Source organism: Mycolicibacterium septicum DSM 44393, assembly GCF_000455325.1.
Taxonomy (GTDB): domain Bacteria; phylum Actinomycetota; class Actinomycetes; order Mycobacteriales; family Mycobacteriaceae; genus Mycobacterium; species Mycobacterium septicum.
In genome coordinates this window covers 1907233-1924953 of the sequence record NZ_HG322951.1, presented here as the reverse complement: position 1 = coordinate 1924953, position 17721 = coordinate 1907233, and the positions used below count along the sequence as shown (strand labels likewise).

General features: G+C 67.7%; 19 protein-coding genes. 5 read left to right on the top strand and 14 right to left on the bottom strand.

The window, feature by feature from the left end; all coding sequences use genetic code 11:
- Position 1 precedes the first annotated feature (1 nt).
- The 11 genes from TX88_RS09055 to secY form a co-directional block, all read right to left on the bottom strand.
- Positions 2–436, bottom strand: coding sequence for a hypothetical protein (locus TX88_RS09055; protein ID WP_044516220.1), 435 nt, complete (start codon positions 434–436; stop codon positions 2–4).
- A 56-nt stretch (positions 437–492) separates the two neighbouring features.
- Positions 493–996 carry a MarR family transcriptional regulator gene (locus tag TX88_RS09050; protein ID WP_044516218.1) on the bottom strand — a complete coding sequence of 168 codons (504 nt, stop codon included), beginning with the start codon at positions 994–996 and terminating at the stop codon, positions 493–495.
- A 57-nt stretch (positions 997–1053) separates the two neighbouring features.
- Positions 1054–2085: a pyridoxal phosphate-dependent aminotransferase gene (locus tag TX88_RS09045; RefSeq protein WP_044516216.1), complete on the bottom strand. Its 1032-nt coding sequence runs from the start codon at positions 2083–2085 to the stop codon at positions 1054–1056.
- Positions 2085–3134 carry a 3-oxoacyl-ACP synthase III family protein gene (locus tag TX88_RS09040; protein WP_044516215.1) on the bottom strand — a complete coding sequence of 350 codons (1050 nt, stop codon included), beginning with the start codon at positions 3132–3134 and terminating at the stop codon, positions 2085–2087. The genes TX88_RS09045 and TX88_RS09040 overlap by 1 nt, the downstream gene beginning before the upstream one ends.
- 21 nt (positions 3135–3155) lie before the next feature.
- Positions 3156–3836, bottom strand: a complete 681-nt coding sequence (locus TX88_RS09035; protein ID WP_044516213.1) for a hypothetical protein — start codon at positions 3834–3836, stop codon at positions 3156–3158.
- Entirely contained in the window at positions 3817–5571 is a 1755-nt protein-coding gene (locus TX88_RS09030; protein WP_044516212.1) for a thiamine pyrophosphate-binding protein, read from the bottom strand. Before TX88_RS09030 ends, TX88_RS09035 begins: the two co-directional genes overlap by 20 nt.
- A gap of 208 nt (positions 5572–5779) precedes the next feature.
- Positions 5780–6514, bottom strand: coding sequence for an anti-sigma factor family protein (locus TX88_RS09025; RefSeq protein ID WP_044516211.1), 735 nt, complete (start codon positions 6512–6514; stop codon positions 5780–5782).
- Positions 6511–7038 carry a sigma-70 family RNA polymerase sigma factor gene (locus tag TX88_RS09020; RefSeq protein ID WP_044516208.1) on the bottom strand — a complete coding sequence of 176 codons (528 nt, stop codon included), beginning with the start codon at positions 7036–7038 and terminating at the stop codon, positions 6511–6513. The genes TX88_RS09025 and TX88_RS09020 overlap by 4 nt, the downstream gene beginning before the upstream one ends.
- A 114-nt stretch (positions 7039–7152) precedes the next feature.
- Complete coding sequence (gene map / locus TX88_RS09015; protein WP_044516207.1) at positions 7153–7950, bottom strand: type I methionyl aminopeptidase; 798 nt, start codon at positions 7948–7950, stop codon at positions 7153–7155.
- On the bottom strand, positions 7947–8492 hold the full coding sequence (locus TX88_RS09010) for an adenylate kinase (RefSeq protein WP_044516206.1): 546 nt from the start codon (positions 8490–8492) through the stop codon (positions 7947–7949). Before TX88_RS09010 ends, map begins: the two co-directional genes overlap by 4 nt.
- Entirely contained in the window at positions 8489–9814 is a 1326-nt protein-coding gene (secY, locus tag TX88_RS09005) for a preprotein translocase subunit SecY (RefSeq protein WP_044516204.1), read from the bottom strand. The genes TX88_RS09010 and secY overlap by 4 nt, the downstream gene beginning before the upstream one ends.
- A 325-nt stretch (positions 9815–10139) precedes the next feature.
- On the opposite strand from secY, the gene TX88_RS09000 reads away from it, so the two are divergent.
- From TX88_RS09000 to TX88_RS08985, 4 genes are read left to right on the top strand one after another with little or no spacing between them, the layout of a single operon-like run.
- On the top strand, positions 10140–11054 hold the full coding sequence (locus tag TX88_RS09000) for a class I SAM-dependent methyltransferase (RefSeq protein ID WP_044516202.1): 915 nt from the start codon (positions 10140–10142) through the stop codon (positions 11052–11054).
- 46 nt (positions 11055–11100) lie between these two features.
- A complete protein-coding gene (locus TX88_RS08995) occupies positions 11101–12018 on the top strand; it encodes a class I SAM-dependent methyltransferase (protein ID WP_044516201.1) in 918 nt (305 codons plus the stop codon).
- Between the two features lie 8 nt (positions 12019–12026).
- Positions 12027–12932: a class I SAM-dependent methyltransferase gene (locus TX88_RS08990; protein WP_044516199.1), complete on the top strand. Its 906-nt coding sequence runs from the start codon at positions 12027–12029 to the stop codon at positions 12930–12932.
- Positions 12933–12951: 19 nt separating this feature from the next.
- Entirely contained in the window at positions 12952–13872 is a 921-nt protein-coding gene (locus TX88_RS08985) for a class I SAM-dependent methyltransferase (RefSeq protein WP_044516198.1), read from the top strand.
- A gap of 135 nt (positions 13873–14007) precedes the next feature.
- Here the strand turns inward: TX88_RS08985 and TX88_RS08980 are convergent, their stop codons facing one another.
- Genes TX88_RS08980 through TX88_RS08970 form a run of 3 tightly spaced genes read right to left on the bottom strand, consistent with a single transcriptional unit; the run spans position 14008 to position 16891 of the window.
- The gene (locus TX88_RS08980) at positions 14008–14505 is read right to left on the bottom strand and encodes a DUF3830 family protein (RefSeq protein WP_044516196.1); all 498 of its coding nucleotides are present in this window, start codon (positions 14503–14505) and stop codon (positions 14008–14010) included.
- Positions 14502–15911, bottom strand: a complete 1410-nt coding sequence (locus TX88_RS08975; protein WP_209446964.1) for an amidase — start codon at positions 15909–15911, stop codon at positions 14502–14504. Before TX88_RS08975 ends, TX88_RS08980 begins: the two co-directional genes overlap by 4 nt.
- The gene (locus TX88_RS08970; protein ID WP_044516195.1) at positions 15908–16891 is read right to left on the bottom strand and encodes a D-2-hydroxyacid dehydrogenase; all 984 of its coding nucleotides are present in this window, start codon (positions 16889–16891) and stop codon (positions 15908–15910) included. Before TX88_RS08970 ends, TX88_RS08975 begins: the two co-directional genes overlap by 4 nt.
- A gap of 79 nt (positions 16892–16970) precedes the next feature.
- On the opposite strand from TX88_RS08970, the gene TX88_RS08965 reads away from it, so the two are divergent.
- Positions 16971–17708: a maleate cis-trans isomerase family protein gene (locus TX88_RS08965; RefSeq protein WP_244438388.1), complete on the top strand. Its 738-nt coding sequence runs from the start codon at positions 16971–16973 to the stop codon at positions 17706–17708.
- Positions 17709–17721 lie beyond the last annotated feature (13 nt).

Sequence of the window (17721 nt, the reverse complement as noted above, 5' to 3'; positions counted from 1 at the left end):
ACTAACCGCCGAGCTTCCCGGCGAGTTCGGGGCACTCGTACTTGAGCGCCACGTTCACGATGGTCGTGAGCGCGTCGGGCGGGAGCTTGCTGCCCATCTGGATCAGCACGTTGACGACATCCTGCCTGGTCTTGTTGAAGCTGCCGGCCGCCATGATGCAGGCCATCATCACCTGATTCCCGATCGCGCGGTCGGAACCTTCGATGCCGGCGGCGCGCACCTCGGCGAACGCCTCCGGCGGCAACCCCGCCGTACCGCGCGGTGACCCTGCGGTCGGCGGACTCTTCGGGGCAGTTCGCTTGGGCGCCTTCGACTCCGACGTGAACGGCACGACGTCGTCCGGAGCGGTCGCTGTCCCGGTGGTCGTGGTGCTACAGGCCGCCGTCAACACGACGACGACGGAGCCCAGCGCCGCGGCTACCCGCTTGGCTTGCATGCTCGCTCCCCTCAACTACGTTCGAGGGTAGTGGGGCTCCCGCCCGGAGACCCGCCTCAGAAATCCCCGGAGTGTCGGCGCAGCGTCTCGATCGACGTCACCAGCGCCTGGGACTGCTCATCCGACATCCCGACATCGGCGAACACCTGCTCGTTGAGGGTCACGGTGGCGTCCTCGACCGTCGAGCGCCCGAGCTTCGTGATCTGTACCAGCGTGGTGCGCCCGTCGGTGGGGTGCGGGATGCGCTCCACCAGACCGTTGGCCTCCAAGCGCCGGATGGCGTGCGTGACGCTGGTGACGTGTACCTGGAGTCGGTCGGAGGCCTTGGTGATCGGCAGCGCGCCGGATCGGCTGAAGGCCAGCAGCCGCAGCAGTTCGAACCGAGAGAAGCTCAGATCGTAAGGCCGCAGCGCGGACTCCACCCGGGCCAGCAGAATCTGGTGGGCCCGCATCACCGATGTCACCGCGACCATCCCGCCGGCCACATCGCCCCATCCGGCGGCCTCCCAGTTCGCGCGGGCCTGCGCGATGGGGTCACGTTTGTCCGGTGGCGAGGTCACGCCTCTTCTTACCGCATCACCGCGCGGGCACCACGCATTCCGCGCGCATTCTGCGGATCAGGCGGCCGCTGTCACCGCACCCAGCACCGCACGGGTGGACTGCCGCGATCCGATGGTGATCCGCACCCCGCCGTCGGCATAGTGACGGAGCTGAAGTCCGGTGCCCTCGAACACCTCCGGCCACGGCAGGGACCCGCCGGGCAGGTACAGGAAGTTGGCCTGCCCGTCCGTGCTGTAGACACCCAGCGCCCGCAACCGCGTCTGCAGGTAGCGCCGTTCCGCGGCGATCATCCGGATACGTTGGCGCAGTTGATTTTCCGCATCGTACGAGGCGGCGACGGCCACCTGGGCGCTGAGCCCGATCCCGAACGGCAGCTGCATCCGCCACAGCTGACGGCCGAGATCGGGGGCGCAGAAGCCATAGCCGATCCGCAGCCCGGCCAGTCCGTAGGCCTTCGAAAAAGTGCGCACCACCACGACATTTCCGAACCGGGCCACCAGGTTCGGCCCGTCGATGCGCTGTCCGGCGGCCAGGAACTCCACGTATGCCTCGTCCAGCAGCACGACGGTGTCCTCGGGAAGCCGGGTCAGGAAGCGCTCGATCTCGACGGCCGGTTCGATGGTGCCCGTCGGGTTGTGCGGCCGGCAGACCACCACGACCCGCGCGCCCTTGCCGGCCTCGGCCATCGCGTCCAGGTCATGATGGCCGTGCGCGTCGAGCGGAATCGTCACCGTCCGCAACCGTGCCATCTGCGCGAAGATCGGATACCCGTCGAACGTTGGCTCCGCCATCACCATGGTGTCGCCGGGACTGGTCACCGCATGCAGTACCTGCATGATGACCCCGGTGGCACCGGCACCGACGATCACCTGTTCCTCGGCCATCCCGTCGTGATCGGCGATCAGCGAGCGCAACCGCTGCGGCAGGAATTCGGGATAACGGTTGGCCGCCTCATCGCACGCACGCAGCGCTGAGCGCACCGCGGGCAGCGGCGGAAACGGGCATTCGTTGAGCGACAGCGCCAACGGATTGACCGCCTGCGGCAGCGCGCCGACGACGTCGGACAGTGCGGTGCGGGGTGCCACCATCACCCGTTCCCCAGGTCGCTGCCGTTGCCGGCCCGCCCGCCCCACCGCACCGCGGCGGCCCCGGCGAAGTCACCGGCGTGGGCGAAGGCGGCCATCAGCACGGTATCGCCTGCCTTCACCCGCCCGTCGGTGACAGCCCGGTCGAAATTGACGGGAATGCCTGCGGCGAAAAGGTTTCCACAGTCATCGAAAGTATCGACGTGACGTTCGGCCGGCAGCTCCAGCGCCTCGCGCCAGTTGCGCAGGAAGACCCGGTTGGGCTGGTTGGTGACCAACAGGTCGATGTCCTTGGGTTGCACACCGATCCGGTCGCAGACCGCATAGGACACCTCGGGAACCTGCCGGTTGCCCCGCGCCAGCACCTTGGTGATCTTGCTCTCGGTGAAGCCGATGGAGGCCTCCCCGGTACGGGCCTGCCACCACTTGGCCGGCGGGTCGATTGCCAGGGTCATGTCACCCGCGTACTCGCCGTACGTGCGGCATTCGATGTCGAGGATGGGCGAGGAGTCCGACAGCGTCACCAGTGCGACCGCCGCGCCGTCACCGGGGACCGAGGCCTGGGATTTGCGCCGGACGGTCGGCTGGTCGAAGACCGTGCCCGCGGCGTTCTGGGCGATCGCGATCACCGCGGTCCGGGCCTCCCCCGCGCTCAACAGCGTGCGGGCCACCTTGAGCCCGAGCACGAAGGCCGCGCACCCGCCGTTGTGCAGGTCGATCACCCAGTCGGGTTTCATCCCCAGCCGGTGCGCCATGCCGCCACCGCCACCGTAGAACGGCATGTCGGGCAGCTGGGTGTGGGTGATCAGCACATCGGCCCCGGTGATGACGTCGGAACCGTGCCGCTCGATCAACCCGGCCGCGGCCCGCTCGACCATGTCGATCGCGGTTTCCTCGGGCGCCACATGGTGACGGAACTTCGGCGCGCGGAACATCACGTTCTCGGCCAACTCATCTGATTCGGCGAACCCGGCGTAGTAGTCGGCGCCGATCGGATCACCGGGCAGGTACGTGGACACGTCGATGAGGCTGACGGGGTTCTTCGTGGACATATTCGCAGTCATGGCCGTACCTCACTTCATCCACGCCGGCGTGACCGGCAGGCCGTTGCGGTGCCGGTATTCGGCGATTGCCTTGAGGTTCCGCAATTCCAGCAGGTGGCCGGGACCGAACATGTCCCAGAAGTCGCCCACCCAGACCGGTCGCGCCGGGGGCGCCGTCTCCGGGTAGGGGTTCTCGTCGTAGAACGGATGGTGGCAATTCGTCCACAGCACAACCGATCCCGGCTTGTCCAAGACCACCTGCGCATCGACGATCCGCATCAGGTAGATCATCCACAGATGCTTGCCCTGATCCCAGGCGCAGTGGTAGTCGACGGTCAGCGCGTCGCGGTTGGCCACGGTGCGGGTGTAGATCGCGCTGCCCGGCCCCGACGGCCCGGCGCCGAGCCGGTCGTGGGCCAGCCACAGCCCGGGTTCCTCGGTCGGGGTGAAACCTCGCAGGCTGTAGGTCCACTCCTCCAGGCAGCGGGTGTCGGACATGTAGTCGAACAACTCGTCGGGCGGGCACTCGACGTAGTCGTTGACCGTGCAGAACTGACCGAACACCTGGTCGTGCGGATAGACCGACCGCATCATGTCCATGATGATCGGCGTGGCCTGCTCCTTGGGCGAGGTCTCGATCCGGATCAGTCCGTCGAGCGGGGTGCGGGTGGCCCGATGGGCCGTGATGTCTTCAAGCGCGGGCAGTGACATGGGACCTGTTCTCCTGTGCGATGGAAGGTGTGCTGTCGGTTGTGGTCAGAAACGCTGCGAACGGCGGGATTTCGTCGGCTGAACATTCGATGCTCAGAACCGACGGGCCGTCGGTGTCCAGTGCCATGCCCAGCGCGCGGGGCAGTTGGCGGATCTCGGTGACGTCGTATGCGGGCAGGCCGGGGAACATCGCCGCCAGGCCGGCGCCCAGCCGGCTCGGGCCGAACCTGTTGTAGGAGTAGCGATCGTCGTAGAACAGCTGTTCACGGGTTACGCACATGGCGTGGGCGTGGTTGTCGAACAGCACGAATGTGATCGGCAGCCGGTACTGCATCGCGGTGTGAATCTCCATGCCGTGCATGAAGAATGAGCCGTCACCGGCGATCACGGCCGTACGCCGGTTGGTCACGGCGTCCGCGCCGGCGGCCCGGTGGAACGTCATCCCGATGCCCGCACCGAAGCTGTAGCCCATCCCGCCCATACCCAGCGCCACCATGAACCGCCCGTCACGCCGGGCCGGCAGGTAGTGGATGGCCGACGCCCCGACGTTGCCCGCGTCGACGACGATGTCGGTGCCGTCGGGCAGGGCCTTGTCGAGCACGGCCATCGCGTCGCGGTACCGGATGCCCGGGCCGTCATGGGCCGGCGGCCGCAGTTCGGTGCGCGGCACCAGATCGGGCACCCGCACCTGAACCGGCCGGCCGGGACCCGACAGCGCCCGGGCCAGCAGCGTCAGCGACTGGCGCAGGTCGTCGGAGTGGACATGCGTGCACGCCGGGAACGGCACCTGGGAGCCGATCGAGTACGTCGCCACCCGGCCCAGCGCCTCGTCGAGACCGGCCCGGGCGGTCACCGTCATGCGGGTGCCGACCAGCAGGCATATCGCGCTCTGGGCTGCGGCAACGGACACCCCGGGGTGGCCCATCACACCGGCCACCCCCAACGCGGAGGACGAGCCGAGTCCCGGGGTGCCCGCCACGTCTTTGGCGTCGGGCACCGTGGCCACCCGCGCACGCAGCGTGGCCCGCAGTCGTTCCAGTTCGGCGCGGGCGTCGTCACGCGCCACCTGTTCACCGGCGATGATCGTGATCGGGCCGTCGACGCCGCGCAGGGCCCGCTCGAGCGGCCCCAGATCGGAGTGGCGTGGTCCCGTCCCGCCGGCCCCGGCCCGCCCGTTGCCGCTGCCATCGGTCTCGCCGGACAATCTCAGCTCTGCCTGCTGAATGTTCTTGGGCAGCAACAACACCGCGGGACCACCGGTGCGCGCGGCGGCCAGCGCATCCGGGAGAGCCGTGCGAATGTCGGCGGGCTTCAGCACCCTGCGGCAGTACAGCGAGACCGCCGAGAACAGGGCGTGCCCGTCCAGGCTGCCGTTGTCCCCGCTGGTGTCCTGGAAGGCACCGTGGCCGTCGAGCGTCGTCGGTGCCTGCCCGATCAGGGCCAGCACAGGGACCCGGCTGGCCAGCGATTCCGCCAGCCCGGGCACCGTGTTGAGGCAGCCACCGCCCGAGGTCGCCGCCACCACGCCAATCCCGGCGCCGCTGCGGCTGTACCCGTCCGCCATTGTGGCAGCGGAGAATTCGTGTTTCGCCAGCACCGCGGTGATGTCGTCACGGAAGTACGCCGCGTCGTAGAGGTCCTCGATGTTGGCACCGTCCACGCCGAAGATGTGCGAGATCCCATTCGCGGCCAGATAGCCGACGATGTGGTCCACCACCCTGTGCGTCTCGACCATGTGTCACCTACTTCCGTGCTCTGCCAGTGACACGACCCATGGGCGGCGGTGGTTCACCCGGATAACGGATTTGTGCAAACTCCCCGCGATATCGCAGGACATCGCAAGGAGGGCACCACGCCGAACGTCACGCTGGAGTGACCCTCTGGTCTGAGGGCCACCCCAGCGTGACGAAGCGGCGAATGGCCGGCCGGCAGAGCCGGAAGGCTCAGAGCTGCTTTTCCAGCAGCACCTTGCCCTCGGGTGACGTAACCAGTTGCACCGCAGCGATATCCGCCTTCGGCATCTGGGTATTGCCGCTGGGCAGCGCGGTGGCGCCGGACAACCCCAGCCACGTCGCGATCTCGTTGCGGCTGCCGTCCCGGCCGATCACGACCATGCCCAGGTTCTGCGGGGGTGCATCCTGCTTGCCCCAGCTCCCGTAATTGCACGCCATGTCGATCCGGGTGCCCCAGGAGTAACTGGTCATGGCGATGCTGGCGTTGATGGGCGTTTCGGAGACCTTGCTCATCGCCAGCATCTCCGAGGCCTGCTGTTCGGTGCCGCTGTGCAGGCCGAACACTTCCGGACGGACACCGACGACCACACCGATCGCCAGCAGTGCCGCGGCCACGCCAACGGCCGCCGTGGTCACCCACCGCGAACGGCGCCGTCCCCAGCTCACCTTGGCCAGCACGGACTGCAGCACCTCGGGGCGCAGCGGCGGATCGGGCTGTTCGGATTCGAGGGCAAGCACGTCGTCGAGGTCGAGCATGGCCAGCAGTGCGGGCATTCCGGTCAACTCCGCCACCGCGGAACGGCACCGCGCGCAGCCCTCCAGATGGGCCTCATACTCGCGTCGCTCGCTGCTTTCCAGCGATCCGAGCACGTAGGCCGCATCCCAGGTCCGGTAACGGTCGGATTCGACCGGATCAGGAATGTGGGGTACACCGAACTGTGTCATCGTGTCACCCCCATCTCTTGCAGGTTCAGTCGTAGCGCGCGTACCGCGTAGTGAAGCCGTGATTTCACGGTGCCTTCAGGTATCCCTAGGTCGTCGGCAATCTGCCCGGTGGTCCAGCCCTGGTAGTACGCCCGGCGGACCACGGCCCGGTGTTCGTCGGAGAGTTGGCTCAGCGCCGTGCTCAGCAAGATTCGATCCAACGCGTTGTCCACTTGGTCGGGAGTCGCAACAGTCCCGGCATGGTCTGCCACCTGTTCCGGGTCGGGCACCCCGGTTTCGTTTCGGAACCGGGCACTCCGACGTTCATCGATGATCATATTGCGGGCCACGGTGAACAACCAGGCACGTGCTGATCGATCGGTGTCGGCGGTGACGTCAGGGTGACGCCATGCACGCAGCAGAGTCTCCTGCACCACGTCCTCGGCCCGGGCACGGTCACCCGTGAGCCGAAGCGCGTAGCGCCAGAGCGCGGCAGCATGCTCGTCGTAGAGCACCCGCATCATGGCGGCCTCCGGATCATCCATTCCCTACCTCCGTCTGTGATACGACGTTGGTGGCGATCCGGTTCAATTACTACCTTTGCGCGCGGGCGTACACCAGCGCGGGCGCGCGATTCGGGTAGTGATTGCTGGCGTTAATTACTGAGTGAGGATTCGCGGGCCGTCTTCGGTGACGGCGACAGTGTGCTCCCAGTGCGCCGCGCGGGTCCCGTCGACGGTGACGACGGTCCAGTCGTCATCGAGGATCTTCGTCTCGGTGGTGCCCAGGGTGAGCATGGGTTCGATGGCCAGTACCGAGCCGGGCTCCAGGTACGGGCCGCGCCCCGGCGATCCCTCGTTGGGCAGGAACGGGTCCATGTGCATCTGCCGGCCGATGCCGTGGCCGCCGTAGCCGTCGACGATCCCGTACTTGCGGTCGTGGCGCGCCTCGGCGGCGTGGGTCTCGACCTCGATCGCGTGCGAGACGTCGGTGAGCCGATTTCCCGGCAGCATCGCGGCGATGCCGGCCTCCATGGCCGATTTCGTTGCCGCAGAAAGAGCTTCGTCGGCCGCGATGAGCGCGCCGATCCCGAAGGTGACCGCCGAGTCGCCGTGCCAGCCGTCGACGATCGCGCCGCAGTCGATGGACACCAGGTCTCCGGCGGCCAGTTTCTCGCCGGCCGACGGAATGCCGTGCACGACACGGTCATTGACGGATGCGCAAATACTGGCCGGGAACCCGTGGTAGCCAAGGAACGACGGGGTGCCGCCACCGTCACGGATGACGGACTCGGCGATCTGATCCAGCTCGAGTGTGGACACGCCCGGGGCGGCGGCGGCGCGCACCGCGCGCAGCGCCGAGGCGACCAGCGCCCCGGCCACGGCCATCGCGTCCAACTCTCCGGCGCTGCGCTGCGCAACGACCTTGCGCTTGCGCAACCCCGGCAATCTGATCACTTACCCAGTGCCTGCAGCGCGCGGGCGAACACCTCGTCGAGGGCGCCCACCGCATCCACGGTCTTCAGGTCGTCGCGGTAGTACTCCAGCAGCGGCTCGGTCTCGTCGCGGTAGACCTTCATGCGGTTGCGGATGACCTCGTCGGTGTCATCGGCGCGGCCACGGCCCTTCAGGCGGGTCAGGAGCTCGTCCTCGGACACCTGGAACTCGACCACCGCGTCGAGCTGGGTGTTGCGGGCGGCAAGCATGTCCTTGAGCGCACCGGCCTGCTCGACCGAGCGGGGGTAACCGTCCAGGATGAACCCGTCGGCGGCGTCGGCCTGGTCGATGCGGTCCTCCACCAGACGGTTCGTCAGCTCGGCGGGAACCAGGTCGCCGGCGTCCAGGTAGCGCTTGGCCTCCAGGCCGAGCGGGGTGCCGTCACCGATGTTCTTGCGGAACAGGTCCCCGGTGGAGATTTGCGGGATGCCGAGCTTCTCGGACAGCTTTTCCGCCTGCGTGCCTTTGCCCGCACCGGGCGGTCCGAGTAGAACGACTCTCACTTCAGGAACCCTTCGTAGTTACGTTGCATGAGCTGGCTCTCGATCTGTTTGACGGTATCCAAACCGACACCGATCATGATGAGAACCGCGGTTCCGCCGAACGGCAGATTCTGTACCGAGCCCGTGTTTCCGATCTGCAGGAACAGGTTGGGCAGGACGGCGATCGTGCCGAGGTAGATCGACCCCGGCAGGGTGATCCGGCCGAGCACATACCGCAGATAGTCCGCAGTGGGCTTACCGGGCCGGATGCCCGGGATGAATCCGCCGAACTTCTTCATCTCGTCGGCACGCTCATCTGGATTGAACGTGATCGACACATAGAAGTACGTGAAGAAGATGATCAGGCCGAAGTAGATCGCGATGTAGACCGGGTCCGCCGGATTCGTCAGATACTCGGCGACGAACTTGTCCCACCAACCCGTGCCCGGGTTGGAGCTGCCGCTCTGGATCAGCTGGGTGATCAGGTGCGGGATGTAGATCAGCGACGACGCGAAGATCACCGGGATGACGCCGGCCTGGTTGACCTTGAGCGGCAGGTAGGTGGAGGTGCCGCCGTACATCTTGCGGCCCACCATGCGCTTGGCGTACTGCACCGGGATGCGGCGCTGCCCCTGCTCGACGAACACCACGCCGACGATGATGAGCAGCGTCGCGGCAACGACCGCGGTGAACACCAGGCCGCCGCGGCTCTCCAGGATGGTCTGGCCTTCGGACGGGATGCGGGCCGCGATACCGGCGAAGATCAGCAGCGACATGCCGTTGCCGATGCCCCGCTCGGTGACGAGCTCACCCATCCACATCACCAGCGCTGCGCCCGCGGTCATCACCAGCACGATGGTGATGAGGCCGAAGATCGAGCTGTCCTGGATGATGTCGAGGCTGCAGCCCTGCAGCAGCCCGCCGTTGGCGGCCAGCGCCACGATGCTGGTGGCCTGCAGGATGGCCAGCGCGACCGACAGATAACGCGTGTACTGCGTCATCTTGGCCTGACCGGCCTGACCTTCCTTCTGCAGCTGCTCGAACCGTGGGATCACCACGACCAACAGCTGCACGATGATGCTGGCGGTGATGTAGGGCATGACGCCCACCGCGAAGATCGTCAGCTGCAGCAGTGCGCCGCCGGAGAACAGGTTGATCAACGAGTAGATCTGCGCCGAATCGCCGCCGCTGACCTGCTCGATGCACTTCTGGACGTTCGGGTAGTTAACCCCCGGAGACGGGATCGACGCGCCGGCCCGGTACAGGATCACCAGGCCCAACGTGAACAGGATCTTGCGTCTGAGGTCGGCCGTCCGCAGTGATGAGATGAAAGCCGAAAGCACTCTTCCTCCTGCGCAGCCGACTTCTCAGCGCGGCGTGCCAAATGGGGCTGGTGGAGCCAGCGTCAATGGTCAAGTCATGTCCGACCGCCCTGCAGGCGCGCAGCCTGCGGACTCAGCCGTCAAATCAGTCTACGAGAGTAACAGCTGCCCTGGAGAGCACCCCTGCATGCACCCGGCATACACCGACGTCGACCCTCCCCGATCCGTCCGGGGTACAGCCGCGCCGCAGAGCAGAGCTTCTCTTCAGAATCGGAGCGTACAGTCGGCGACAGCTCATTACATCACCTAACTAACACGTTGATTTTGACTGAACAAAGGGGAATTCATGGCCCGGACTGCTGACGACTCGTGGGATCTGGCCTCCAGCGTGGGTGCCACGGCGACGATGGTCGCGGCAGCGCGCGCGATGGCAACGAACGCCGATGATCCGGTGATCGACGACCCGTTCGCCGCTCCCCTGGTTCGCGCCGTGGGGATGGATTTCTTCAGCAAGCTCGCCGACGAAGACTTCACCACCGAGGGTCTCGACGAAGAGGCGGCGACCGGCCTGATCCGGTTCGCCAACGGGATGGCCGCCCGGACCCGCTTCTTCGACGACTTCTTCCTGAGCGCGTGCCGCGCCGGTATCCGGCAGGCGGTCATCCTGGCGGCCGGGCTGGACTCGCGGGCCTACCGGCTGCCGTGGCCCGACGGCACCGTCGTCTACGAGGTCGATCAGCCCGAGGTGATCGAGTTCAAGAGCGCCACCCTGGCCGGTCTGGGCGCAGTGCCGACGACCGAGCGCCGGACGGTGGCCATCGACCTGCGCTTCGACTGGCCCGCCGCGCTGGCCGAGACGGGATTCGACCCGTCGGCGCCGACGGCGTGGATCGCCGAGGGGTTGCTGGGTTACCTACCGGGGGATGCCCAGGACCGTTTGCTCGACCAGATCACCGCGCTGAGCGCGCCGGGAAGCCGCTTCGGTGTCGAGGGTGTGCCCGCGACCGAGTCCAACGACGAGGAGACCATCCGCGCCCGGATGCAGGAGTTCACCGACCGCTGGCGGGCACACGGCCTCGACATGGACCTCAACGAGCTGATCTTCCTCGGCGACCGCGCCGACGTGACGACGTATCTGGAAGGCCACGCGTGGCAGACCACCGGCATCTCGTCGAACGATCTGCTGATCCGCACCGGCCTGCCGCCGGTCGAGGACGAGGCCCACGCGGCATCGGTGCTCTACATCGCCGCCGAGAAATAGCAGCCGAGCGGTAACGCCGAGAAGTCGAGAAGTCAGGAGAACCCGAATGACCCGGTCCGACACCGACACCTGGGATTTGGCCTCCAGCGTGGGTGCCACGGCGACGATGGTCGCCGCGGCCCGCGCCATCGCCAGCGCCGAACCTGATCCGCTGATCAACGACCCGTACGCCGCGGACCTGGTGCGCGCCGTGGGGGTGGAGTTCTTCACCAAGCTCGTCGACGGGGAGGTCGACCTCGACGGTCAGCTGGCCGAGGGCGCCGCGCTGATGACCGGGATCATGGCGGTGCGGACGAAGTTCTTCGACGACTTCTTCACCGCGGCGGGCGACGCCGGTATCCGGCAGGCGGTGATCCTGGCCTCCGGCCTGGACTCCCGCGCCTACCGGCTGCCCTGGCCCGACGGCACCGTGGTCTACGAGATCGACCAGCCCGCGGTGATCGGAGCCAAGACCGCCACCATGACCCAGATCGGGGCCACACCCACGGCCGAGCGCCGCACCGTGGCCATCGACCTGCGCGAGGACTGGCCCGCGGCGCTGCGCGCCGCCGGATTCGATCCGACGGCACCGAGCGCATGGAGCGCCGAGGGCCTGCTGGCCTACCTGCCGCCGGAGGCCCAGGACCGGCTGTTCGACAACATCACCACACTCAGCGCCCCGGGCAGCCGCTTGGCCACCGAGTACCACCTCCCCGGCATGGCGGCGAACATCCGCGAGCGCGGTCAGGTCCTGAGCGAGCAGTGGCGCCGGCACGGCCTCGATCTCGATCTGGCCAACCTCTGGTACGACGGCGAGCGCAACTCGGTGCTCGAGTACCTCACCGACCGGGGATGGTCGGTGACCGCGCGGCGGCGGCCCGAGCTGTTCGCCGACTACGGCCGCGAGTTCCCCGCCGGAGAAGCCGCCGAGCCGCAACGCAATTCACAGGCCGTCATCGCGATACGAGACGCCGGACAAGATTAGGAACATCAATGGCACGCACCGACGGAGACAACTGGGATCTGGCTACGAGCGTCGGGGCGACCGCGACCGGTGTCGCGGCCTCCCGCGCGCTGGCCACCAAGCAACCCGACCCGCTCATCAATGACCCGTTCGCCGATGCGCTGGTGCGCGCGGTGGGTCTCGAACACAGCATCCGGCTCGCCGACGGCGAGGTGTGCGTCGAGGGCGACCTGATGCTCGACCGGGAGCGGATGTGCGAACAGATCGCCGTCCGCACCCGATTTTTCGACGACTTCTTTCTCGCGGCCGCAGACGCCGGGATCCGCCAGGCCGTGATCCTGGCGTCCGGCCTGGACACCCGCGCGTATCGGCTGGCCTGGCCTGCCGACAGCGTGGTGTTCGAGGTGGATCAGCCTGCGGTGCTGGAGTTCAAGACCCGCACGCTCACCGACCTCGGGGCGGAGCCGGCCGCCGAGCTGCACACCGTGCCGATCGATCTGCGCGACGACTGGCCGGCAGCCCTGCGTGACAACGGTTTCGATCCGCAGCTCCCGACGGCCTGGATTGCCGAAGGCCTGCTGATCTACCTGCCGCCGGAAGCCCAGGACCGGCTGTTCGACAACATCACCGCGCTCAGCGCGCCGGGCAGCCGGCTGGCCACCGAACACATGGACGCCGCCTCGCTCACGGAGAAGTGGTCCGAGCGGGTCAGCGAATGGTCCAAGAAGGTCGGGTCCGATGTGGATCTGATGGACCTGTTCTACTCGGGTGAGCGGACATCGGCCCGCGATCACCTCACCGCGTCGGGCTGGGACGCCACGGTGCAGCCCACCCGGGCGGCCTACGCGTCGCACGGTTTCCCCTATCCCGAGGAGCTCGACGATCTCGCGGGCGATTCTGGTTACCTGTCAGCGACACTGAAGACACCGAACTAGACAACCGGGAGGCGCACGTATGGCACGCACCGATGGCGACAGCTGGGATCTGGCCTCCAGCGTCGGCGCAACGGCAACGTTGGTGGCGACCGGGCGGGCGATCGCCAGCCGGGATGCCCACGGGCTGATCGACGATCCGTTCGCCGCGCCGTTGGTCCGCGCCGTGGGCATCGAGGTGTTCACCAAGATGGTCGACGGTGAGCTGGACCTGGCTACTCTGACCGCCTTCGCACCCGACGCCGCCGACCGGGCCCGCGCCAACATCGACGAGATGGCCGTGCGCACACGGTTCTTCGACGACTTCTTCATCGCCGCAGGCAAGGCGGGCGTCCGGCAGGCGGTGATCCTGGCCTCCGGTCTGGACTCCCGCGCCTACCGGCTGCCCTGGCCCGAGGGCACCGTGGTCTACGAGATCGACCAGCCCGAGGTGATCGAGTTCAAGACCCGCACGCTCGCGGACCTGGGGGCGGCACCGACGGCCGAACGACGGACGGTACCGATCGACCTGCGTGACGACTGGCCGGCCGCCCTGAAGGCAGCGGGATTCGATCCGGCCGCCCCGACCGCGTGGTGTGCCGAGGGTCTGCTGATCTACCTGCCGCCGGAGGCCCAAGACCGGTTGTTCGACAACATCGCCGCACTGAGCGCACCGGGCAGTGCGGTGGCCACCGAGTTCGTGCCCGGGCTCAAGGACTTCGACCCGGAGAAGGCCCGCGCCGCCACCGCGACGTTCAGCCAGATGGGGTTGAACATGGACATGCCCTCGCTGATCTACCACGGCGAAAGGCATTCGGCCGCTGACTACTTGAGTACCAAGGGCTGGCAGATGTCCGGCGTGGTCCGGTCGGAGCTGTTCGTCCGCCACGGCCTGCCGGTTCCCGACCGCGACGAGAACGACCCGATGGGCGAGATCGTCTACATCAGCGGAACTCTGGGCTGAGTTCGACCGGCGTCTGGTTCGGCCCGCCTCGTGGCATCGTGGTTACGCCGCGGATCGCGGTCAGCATTGAGCAGTGATCCGCGGCGTCGATGCTGAATCCAAGCTGGCGACGCGGAACTCTGGGCTGAGGTCCGGTCAGGACGCCCGGGCGAAGCTCAGCGTCTCGCCTCTGGCTCCGCCCATCCACAAGTCCTGGCACGCGGCCGCCATCTCCTCGAGCCCGTCCACGATCTCGCCGAACACGTTGCCGGGCACCCAACCCTGGTCTCCGTTGATCAGCAGATTGTTGCGACCGTAGAACAACGCCAGGTCGACGATCGCACCCGTGGTTCCCGTGCCTGCACTGTTCTCGTATCCGTATGCCGGGTTACCCAGATCGTCGGAGTCGAACGAGAACCAGCACAGGTCGCCCGGTATCGGGGTGACGGTGGTGTTCTCCTTACCGGGGTCGGCGCCGAACGCCGGTAGCAGAGTGTAGATCTCGTTGCGGGCGTACTTGCCGTGAAACACCTGCGCGGCCAGCGGCAGGGCATCCCACACGGCGGCACACGTTCGCGGTGCCGCTTCATCGAGGAGCCGGGCAACACAACTGACGCCACGCTTGTCCAGCGAGACGGTGATCAACCGGCTCATGCGACCTCCTCTGTCAGCAACGCGGGTGCCCGGCGATGCCAGTCCGTGGCGCCCTGGTAAGCCTCCCCCACCCGGAGCACCAAGGCATCCGCATGCCGGGGGCCGACGATCTGCAGCCCGATGGGCAGGCCGCCCGAGCTGAACCCGCACGGCACCGAAAGTGCGGGCTGCTGAGTCAGATTGAACGGGTAGGTGTAGGGCGTCCAACTCGTCCAGTCCGGTGAGGTCGAGCCGTCGGGGACATCCTGTCCGACGGCGAAGGCGGTCAGCGGCAGGGTCGGCGTGACGAGGACGTCGTAGGTCTGATGGAACCGGCCCATCAGTTCCCCGAGCTTCATCCGCACGGCGGTCGCGTCCAGATAGTCCGACGCGGTGAAGGTCGTCCCGGTTTCTGCCGTGCGGCGCAGGCCCGGATCGACCCGCCCGTCCGCCGGGCCGTTCAGACTGCCTCCCAATACCTTTGCCTCCCCGGAGAACCACAGCACGTGGAAGGCGTGCACGGGGTCGGCGAAGCCCGGGTCGACCTCTTCGACGTGCGCCCCGGCCGCCGCAAGCGCCTCGACCGCCGTCCGCACCGCGACGTCCACCTCAGGGTCGTTGGCCCCGAAGCCGAGGTTCGAAGAGTAGGCGACCCGCAGCCCGGCGATCCCGCCGTCCAGCGCGGCACGGAAAGCCGAACGCGGAGAGGGCATTGCCGACCAGTCGCGCGCGTCGAATCCGGTGATCACGTCCAGCAGCGCGGCAACATCGGCGACCGTTCGGGCCATCGGGCCGGCATGCGAAAGCGTGCCGAAGGGGCTCGGCGGATACAGCGGGATGAGACCGTAGGTGGGCTTGAGGGCGACGGTGCCCGTGAACGCCGCGGGGATGCGCACCGAACCCCCGCCGTCGGTGCCCACCGACCATGCCCCCATGCCGAGGGCCACCGCCGCGGCGCTGCCACCACTCGACCCGCCCGCGGTCACGGCGGGATCCCACGGGTTGCCGGTCGCTCCGTAGCGCGGCGAGTCGGTCACGCCTTTCCACGAGTACTCCGGTGTCGTGGTCTTGCCGAGCAGCACCGCACCGGATTCCCGCAGCCGCGCCACGCTGGGCGCATCCTCGTTCCACGGACCCGCCTCGTCGATGAGCCAGCTGCCGCGCAGGGTCGGCCAGCCGCGGGTCCACAGTGCATCCTTGATCGACGTCGGGACCCCGTCGGCCGGCCCCAGTGGTTGTCCGTCGTACCAACGTTTTTCGGACTCGCGCGCAGCGGCCACCGCACCTTCGGGGTCGACGAGTACGAACGCGTTGACCGCGTCGTTGTGGCGATCGATGGCCGACAGGGCCGCCTCGGTCGCCTCCACCGGCGAGATCGTCCTGGTGCGGTAGGCCTCGAGCAGCTCGACCGCCTGTGGGATCGTCACGTCGCACCTCCCGGTACGTAGCCCAGCGATTTGTCGACCACGTTGCGCAGCGGCTGCCCGGCCAGCCAGCGTCGCGCATTGTCGGCGAACTGATCGGCGAGAGTCTCGCGGAATCCGACGACGTCGCCGGACATGTGCGCGGTGATGACGGCACCCGGCGCGTCCCACAGGGGATGTCCGGCGGGCAGCGGCTCGATGCTGAACACGTCGAGGGTGGCCCCGCCGATGCGGCCTTCGGTCAACGCGGCAAGCAGCGCATCCTCGTCGACGATGGGCCCCCGCGCGATATTGACAAGGTGCGCATCGGATTTCATCGCCTTCAGTACATCCGCGTCGACCAGACCCCGGGTCGCCGGAGTGAGCGGGGCGGCCAGCACCAGGTGATCGCACCAGCCGACGGCCGCGGCCAGATCGTCGGTGGTGACCACCGTTCCGAAGTCCGGATCCTCGTCGACCGCCACGCGCCCCGCGCCCCGTACGGACATTCCGGCCGCGCGCAGCAGGCGGGCGATCTCACGGCCGATGCCGCCCGTCCCGACCACGAGTGCATGGGCGCCCGCGATGCTGCGGGTCTCGCGGTAGCGCCACTCATGACGACGCTGGAACTCGAGGCTGGCCCGGCTCCCCTTCGCGTGGGCCAGTACCGCGCCGAGCACGTATTCGGCTATGGGACGGTCGAATACGCCGCGGGCATTGGTGACCACGACGTCGGATTCCCGCAACTGGTCGAACAGCAACTTGTCGACGCCGGCGGCGGCGACGTGAATCCACTCCAGCGCATCCGCATGCGTCCAGACCGCACTGAGTGCGGTGGAGAAGTAATCCCACAGCAGCAACGCCTGCGCACCCTCGACTGCCTGCCCCAACCCGTCGGCATCGCAGTAGCGGAACTCCGCGTCCACGCAGGCCAGGCCCGGCACCCGGTCGGTCGCGCGCTCACACAGCACCGCGATCACCGGTCGGGCAGCTTGGGGCGGCACGGTTCCGAGGCTAGGAAGGCCTTCGTAGGATTGTCAACAATCTGTTGCCGGTTGGCCGACTCGGCCTCACACTATGGACATGACGCTCGAGGAAATCGTTCCTCCCCCACCGTTGCAGCAGGTGGGGATAGGCGTCGTGACGCCCTACGACTTCGCGCTCGACCGTGAACTGTGGCGCTGGGTGCCCAATGACGTCAGCCTCTACGTCACCCGGCTGCGGTACGCCCCGCTGCCGGTGACCGTCGACATGGCGGTGCATGTCTCCGAACCCGAGCAGGTCGAGGCCGGTGCCGCCAACGTGCTCGCGGTGTCGCCACTGGTCACGGCGTATGCGTGTACCGCGGGAAGCTTCGTCAAGGGAATGGCCGGCGAGGCCGCTCTGGTCGCGGCGATGCGTGCGGCCGGAGCCCCGGCCGCGGTGACCACCAGTGGCTCCATGCTCGCCGCCCTCCGGCACCTCGGCGTGAAGACGGTCGCCACGGTCACCCCCTACACCGCAGACCTGACCAGCGGGCTGACCAGCTACCTCATGGAGGCCGGGATCGAGGTGGCCGCCACCGCCGGCCTGGGTATGACCTCCCAGATCTGGGCGGTGCCCTACGAGAGGACGGCCGAGTTGGTCTGTGCCACAGATTGTTCCGACGCCGAGGCCATCGTCATCAGTTGCACGAACCTGCCGACCTACGATCTGATCGCCCGTTTGGAGCGTGACCTCGACAAGCCCGTGGTCACGGCCAATCAGGTGACCATGTGGGCGGCGCTGGCCGTCGCCGGCCGCAAGGCCGTAGGTGCCGGTCAGCGGCTGCTGGAAACCTGACATGGGCCGGTGA

What these genes read in the sequence shown, in the direction of transcription:
- TX88_RS08980 (WP_044516196.1), bottom strand. Translation starts at nt 14,505, where the DNA reads ATGAGCCGGTTGATCACCGTCTCGCTGGACAAGCGTGGCGTCAGTTGT.
- TX88_RS09045 (WP_044516216.1), bottom strand. Translation starts at nt 2,085, where the DNA reads ATGGTGGCACCCCGCACCGCACTGTCCGACGTCGTCGGCGCGCTGCCG.
- TX88_RS09030 (WP_044516212.1), bottom strand. Translation starts at nt 5,571, where the DNA reads ATGGTCGAGACGCACAGGGTGGTGGACCACATCGTCGGCTATCTGGCC.
- TX88_RS08965 (WP_244438388.1), top strand. Translation starts at nt 16,971, where the DNA reads ATGACGCTCGAGGAAATCGTTCCTCCCCCACCGTTGCAGCAGGTGGGG.
- TX88_RS09020 (WP_044516208.1), bottom strand. Translation starts at nt 7,038, where the DNA reads ATGGATGATCCGGAGGCCGCCATGATGCGGGTGCTCTACGACGAGCAT.
- TX88_RS08985 (WP_044516198.1), top strand. Translation starts at nt 12,952, where the DNA reads ATGGCACGCACCGATGGCGACAGCTGGGATCTGGCCTCCAGCGTCGGC.
- TX88_RS08995 (WP_044516201.1), top strand. Translation starts at nt 11,101, where the DNA reads ATGACCCGGTCCGACACCGACACCTGGGATTTGGCCTCCAGCGTGGGT.
- TX88_RS08990 (WP_044516199.1), top strand. Translation starts at nt 12,027, where the DNA reads ATGGCACGCACCGACGGAGACAACTGGGATCTGGCTACGAGCGTCGGG.
- TX88_RS09040 (WP_044516215.1), bottom strand. Translation starts at nt 3,134, where the DNA reads ATGTCCACGAAGAACCCCGTCAGCCTCATCGACGTGTCCACGTACCTG.
- TX88_RS09025 (WP_044516211.1), bottom strand. Translation starts at nt 6,514, where the DNA reads ATGACACAGTTCGGTGTACCCCACATTCCTGATCCGGTCGAATCCGAC.
- TX88_RS09035 (WP_044516213.1), bottom strand. Translation starts at nt 3,836, where the DNA reads ATGTCACTGCCCGCGCTTGAAGACATCACGGCCCATCGGGCCACCCGC.
- TX88_RS09055 (WP_044516220.1), bottom strand. Translation starts at nt 436, where the DNA reads ATGCAAGCCAAGCGGGTAGCCGCGGCGCTGGGCTCCGTCGTCGTCGTG.
- TX88_RS09000 (WP_044516202.1), top strand. Translation starts at nt 10,140, where the DNA reads ATGGCCCGGACTGCTGACGACTCGTGGGATCTGGCCTCCAGCGTGGGT.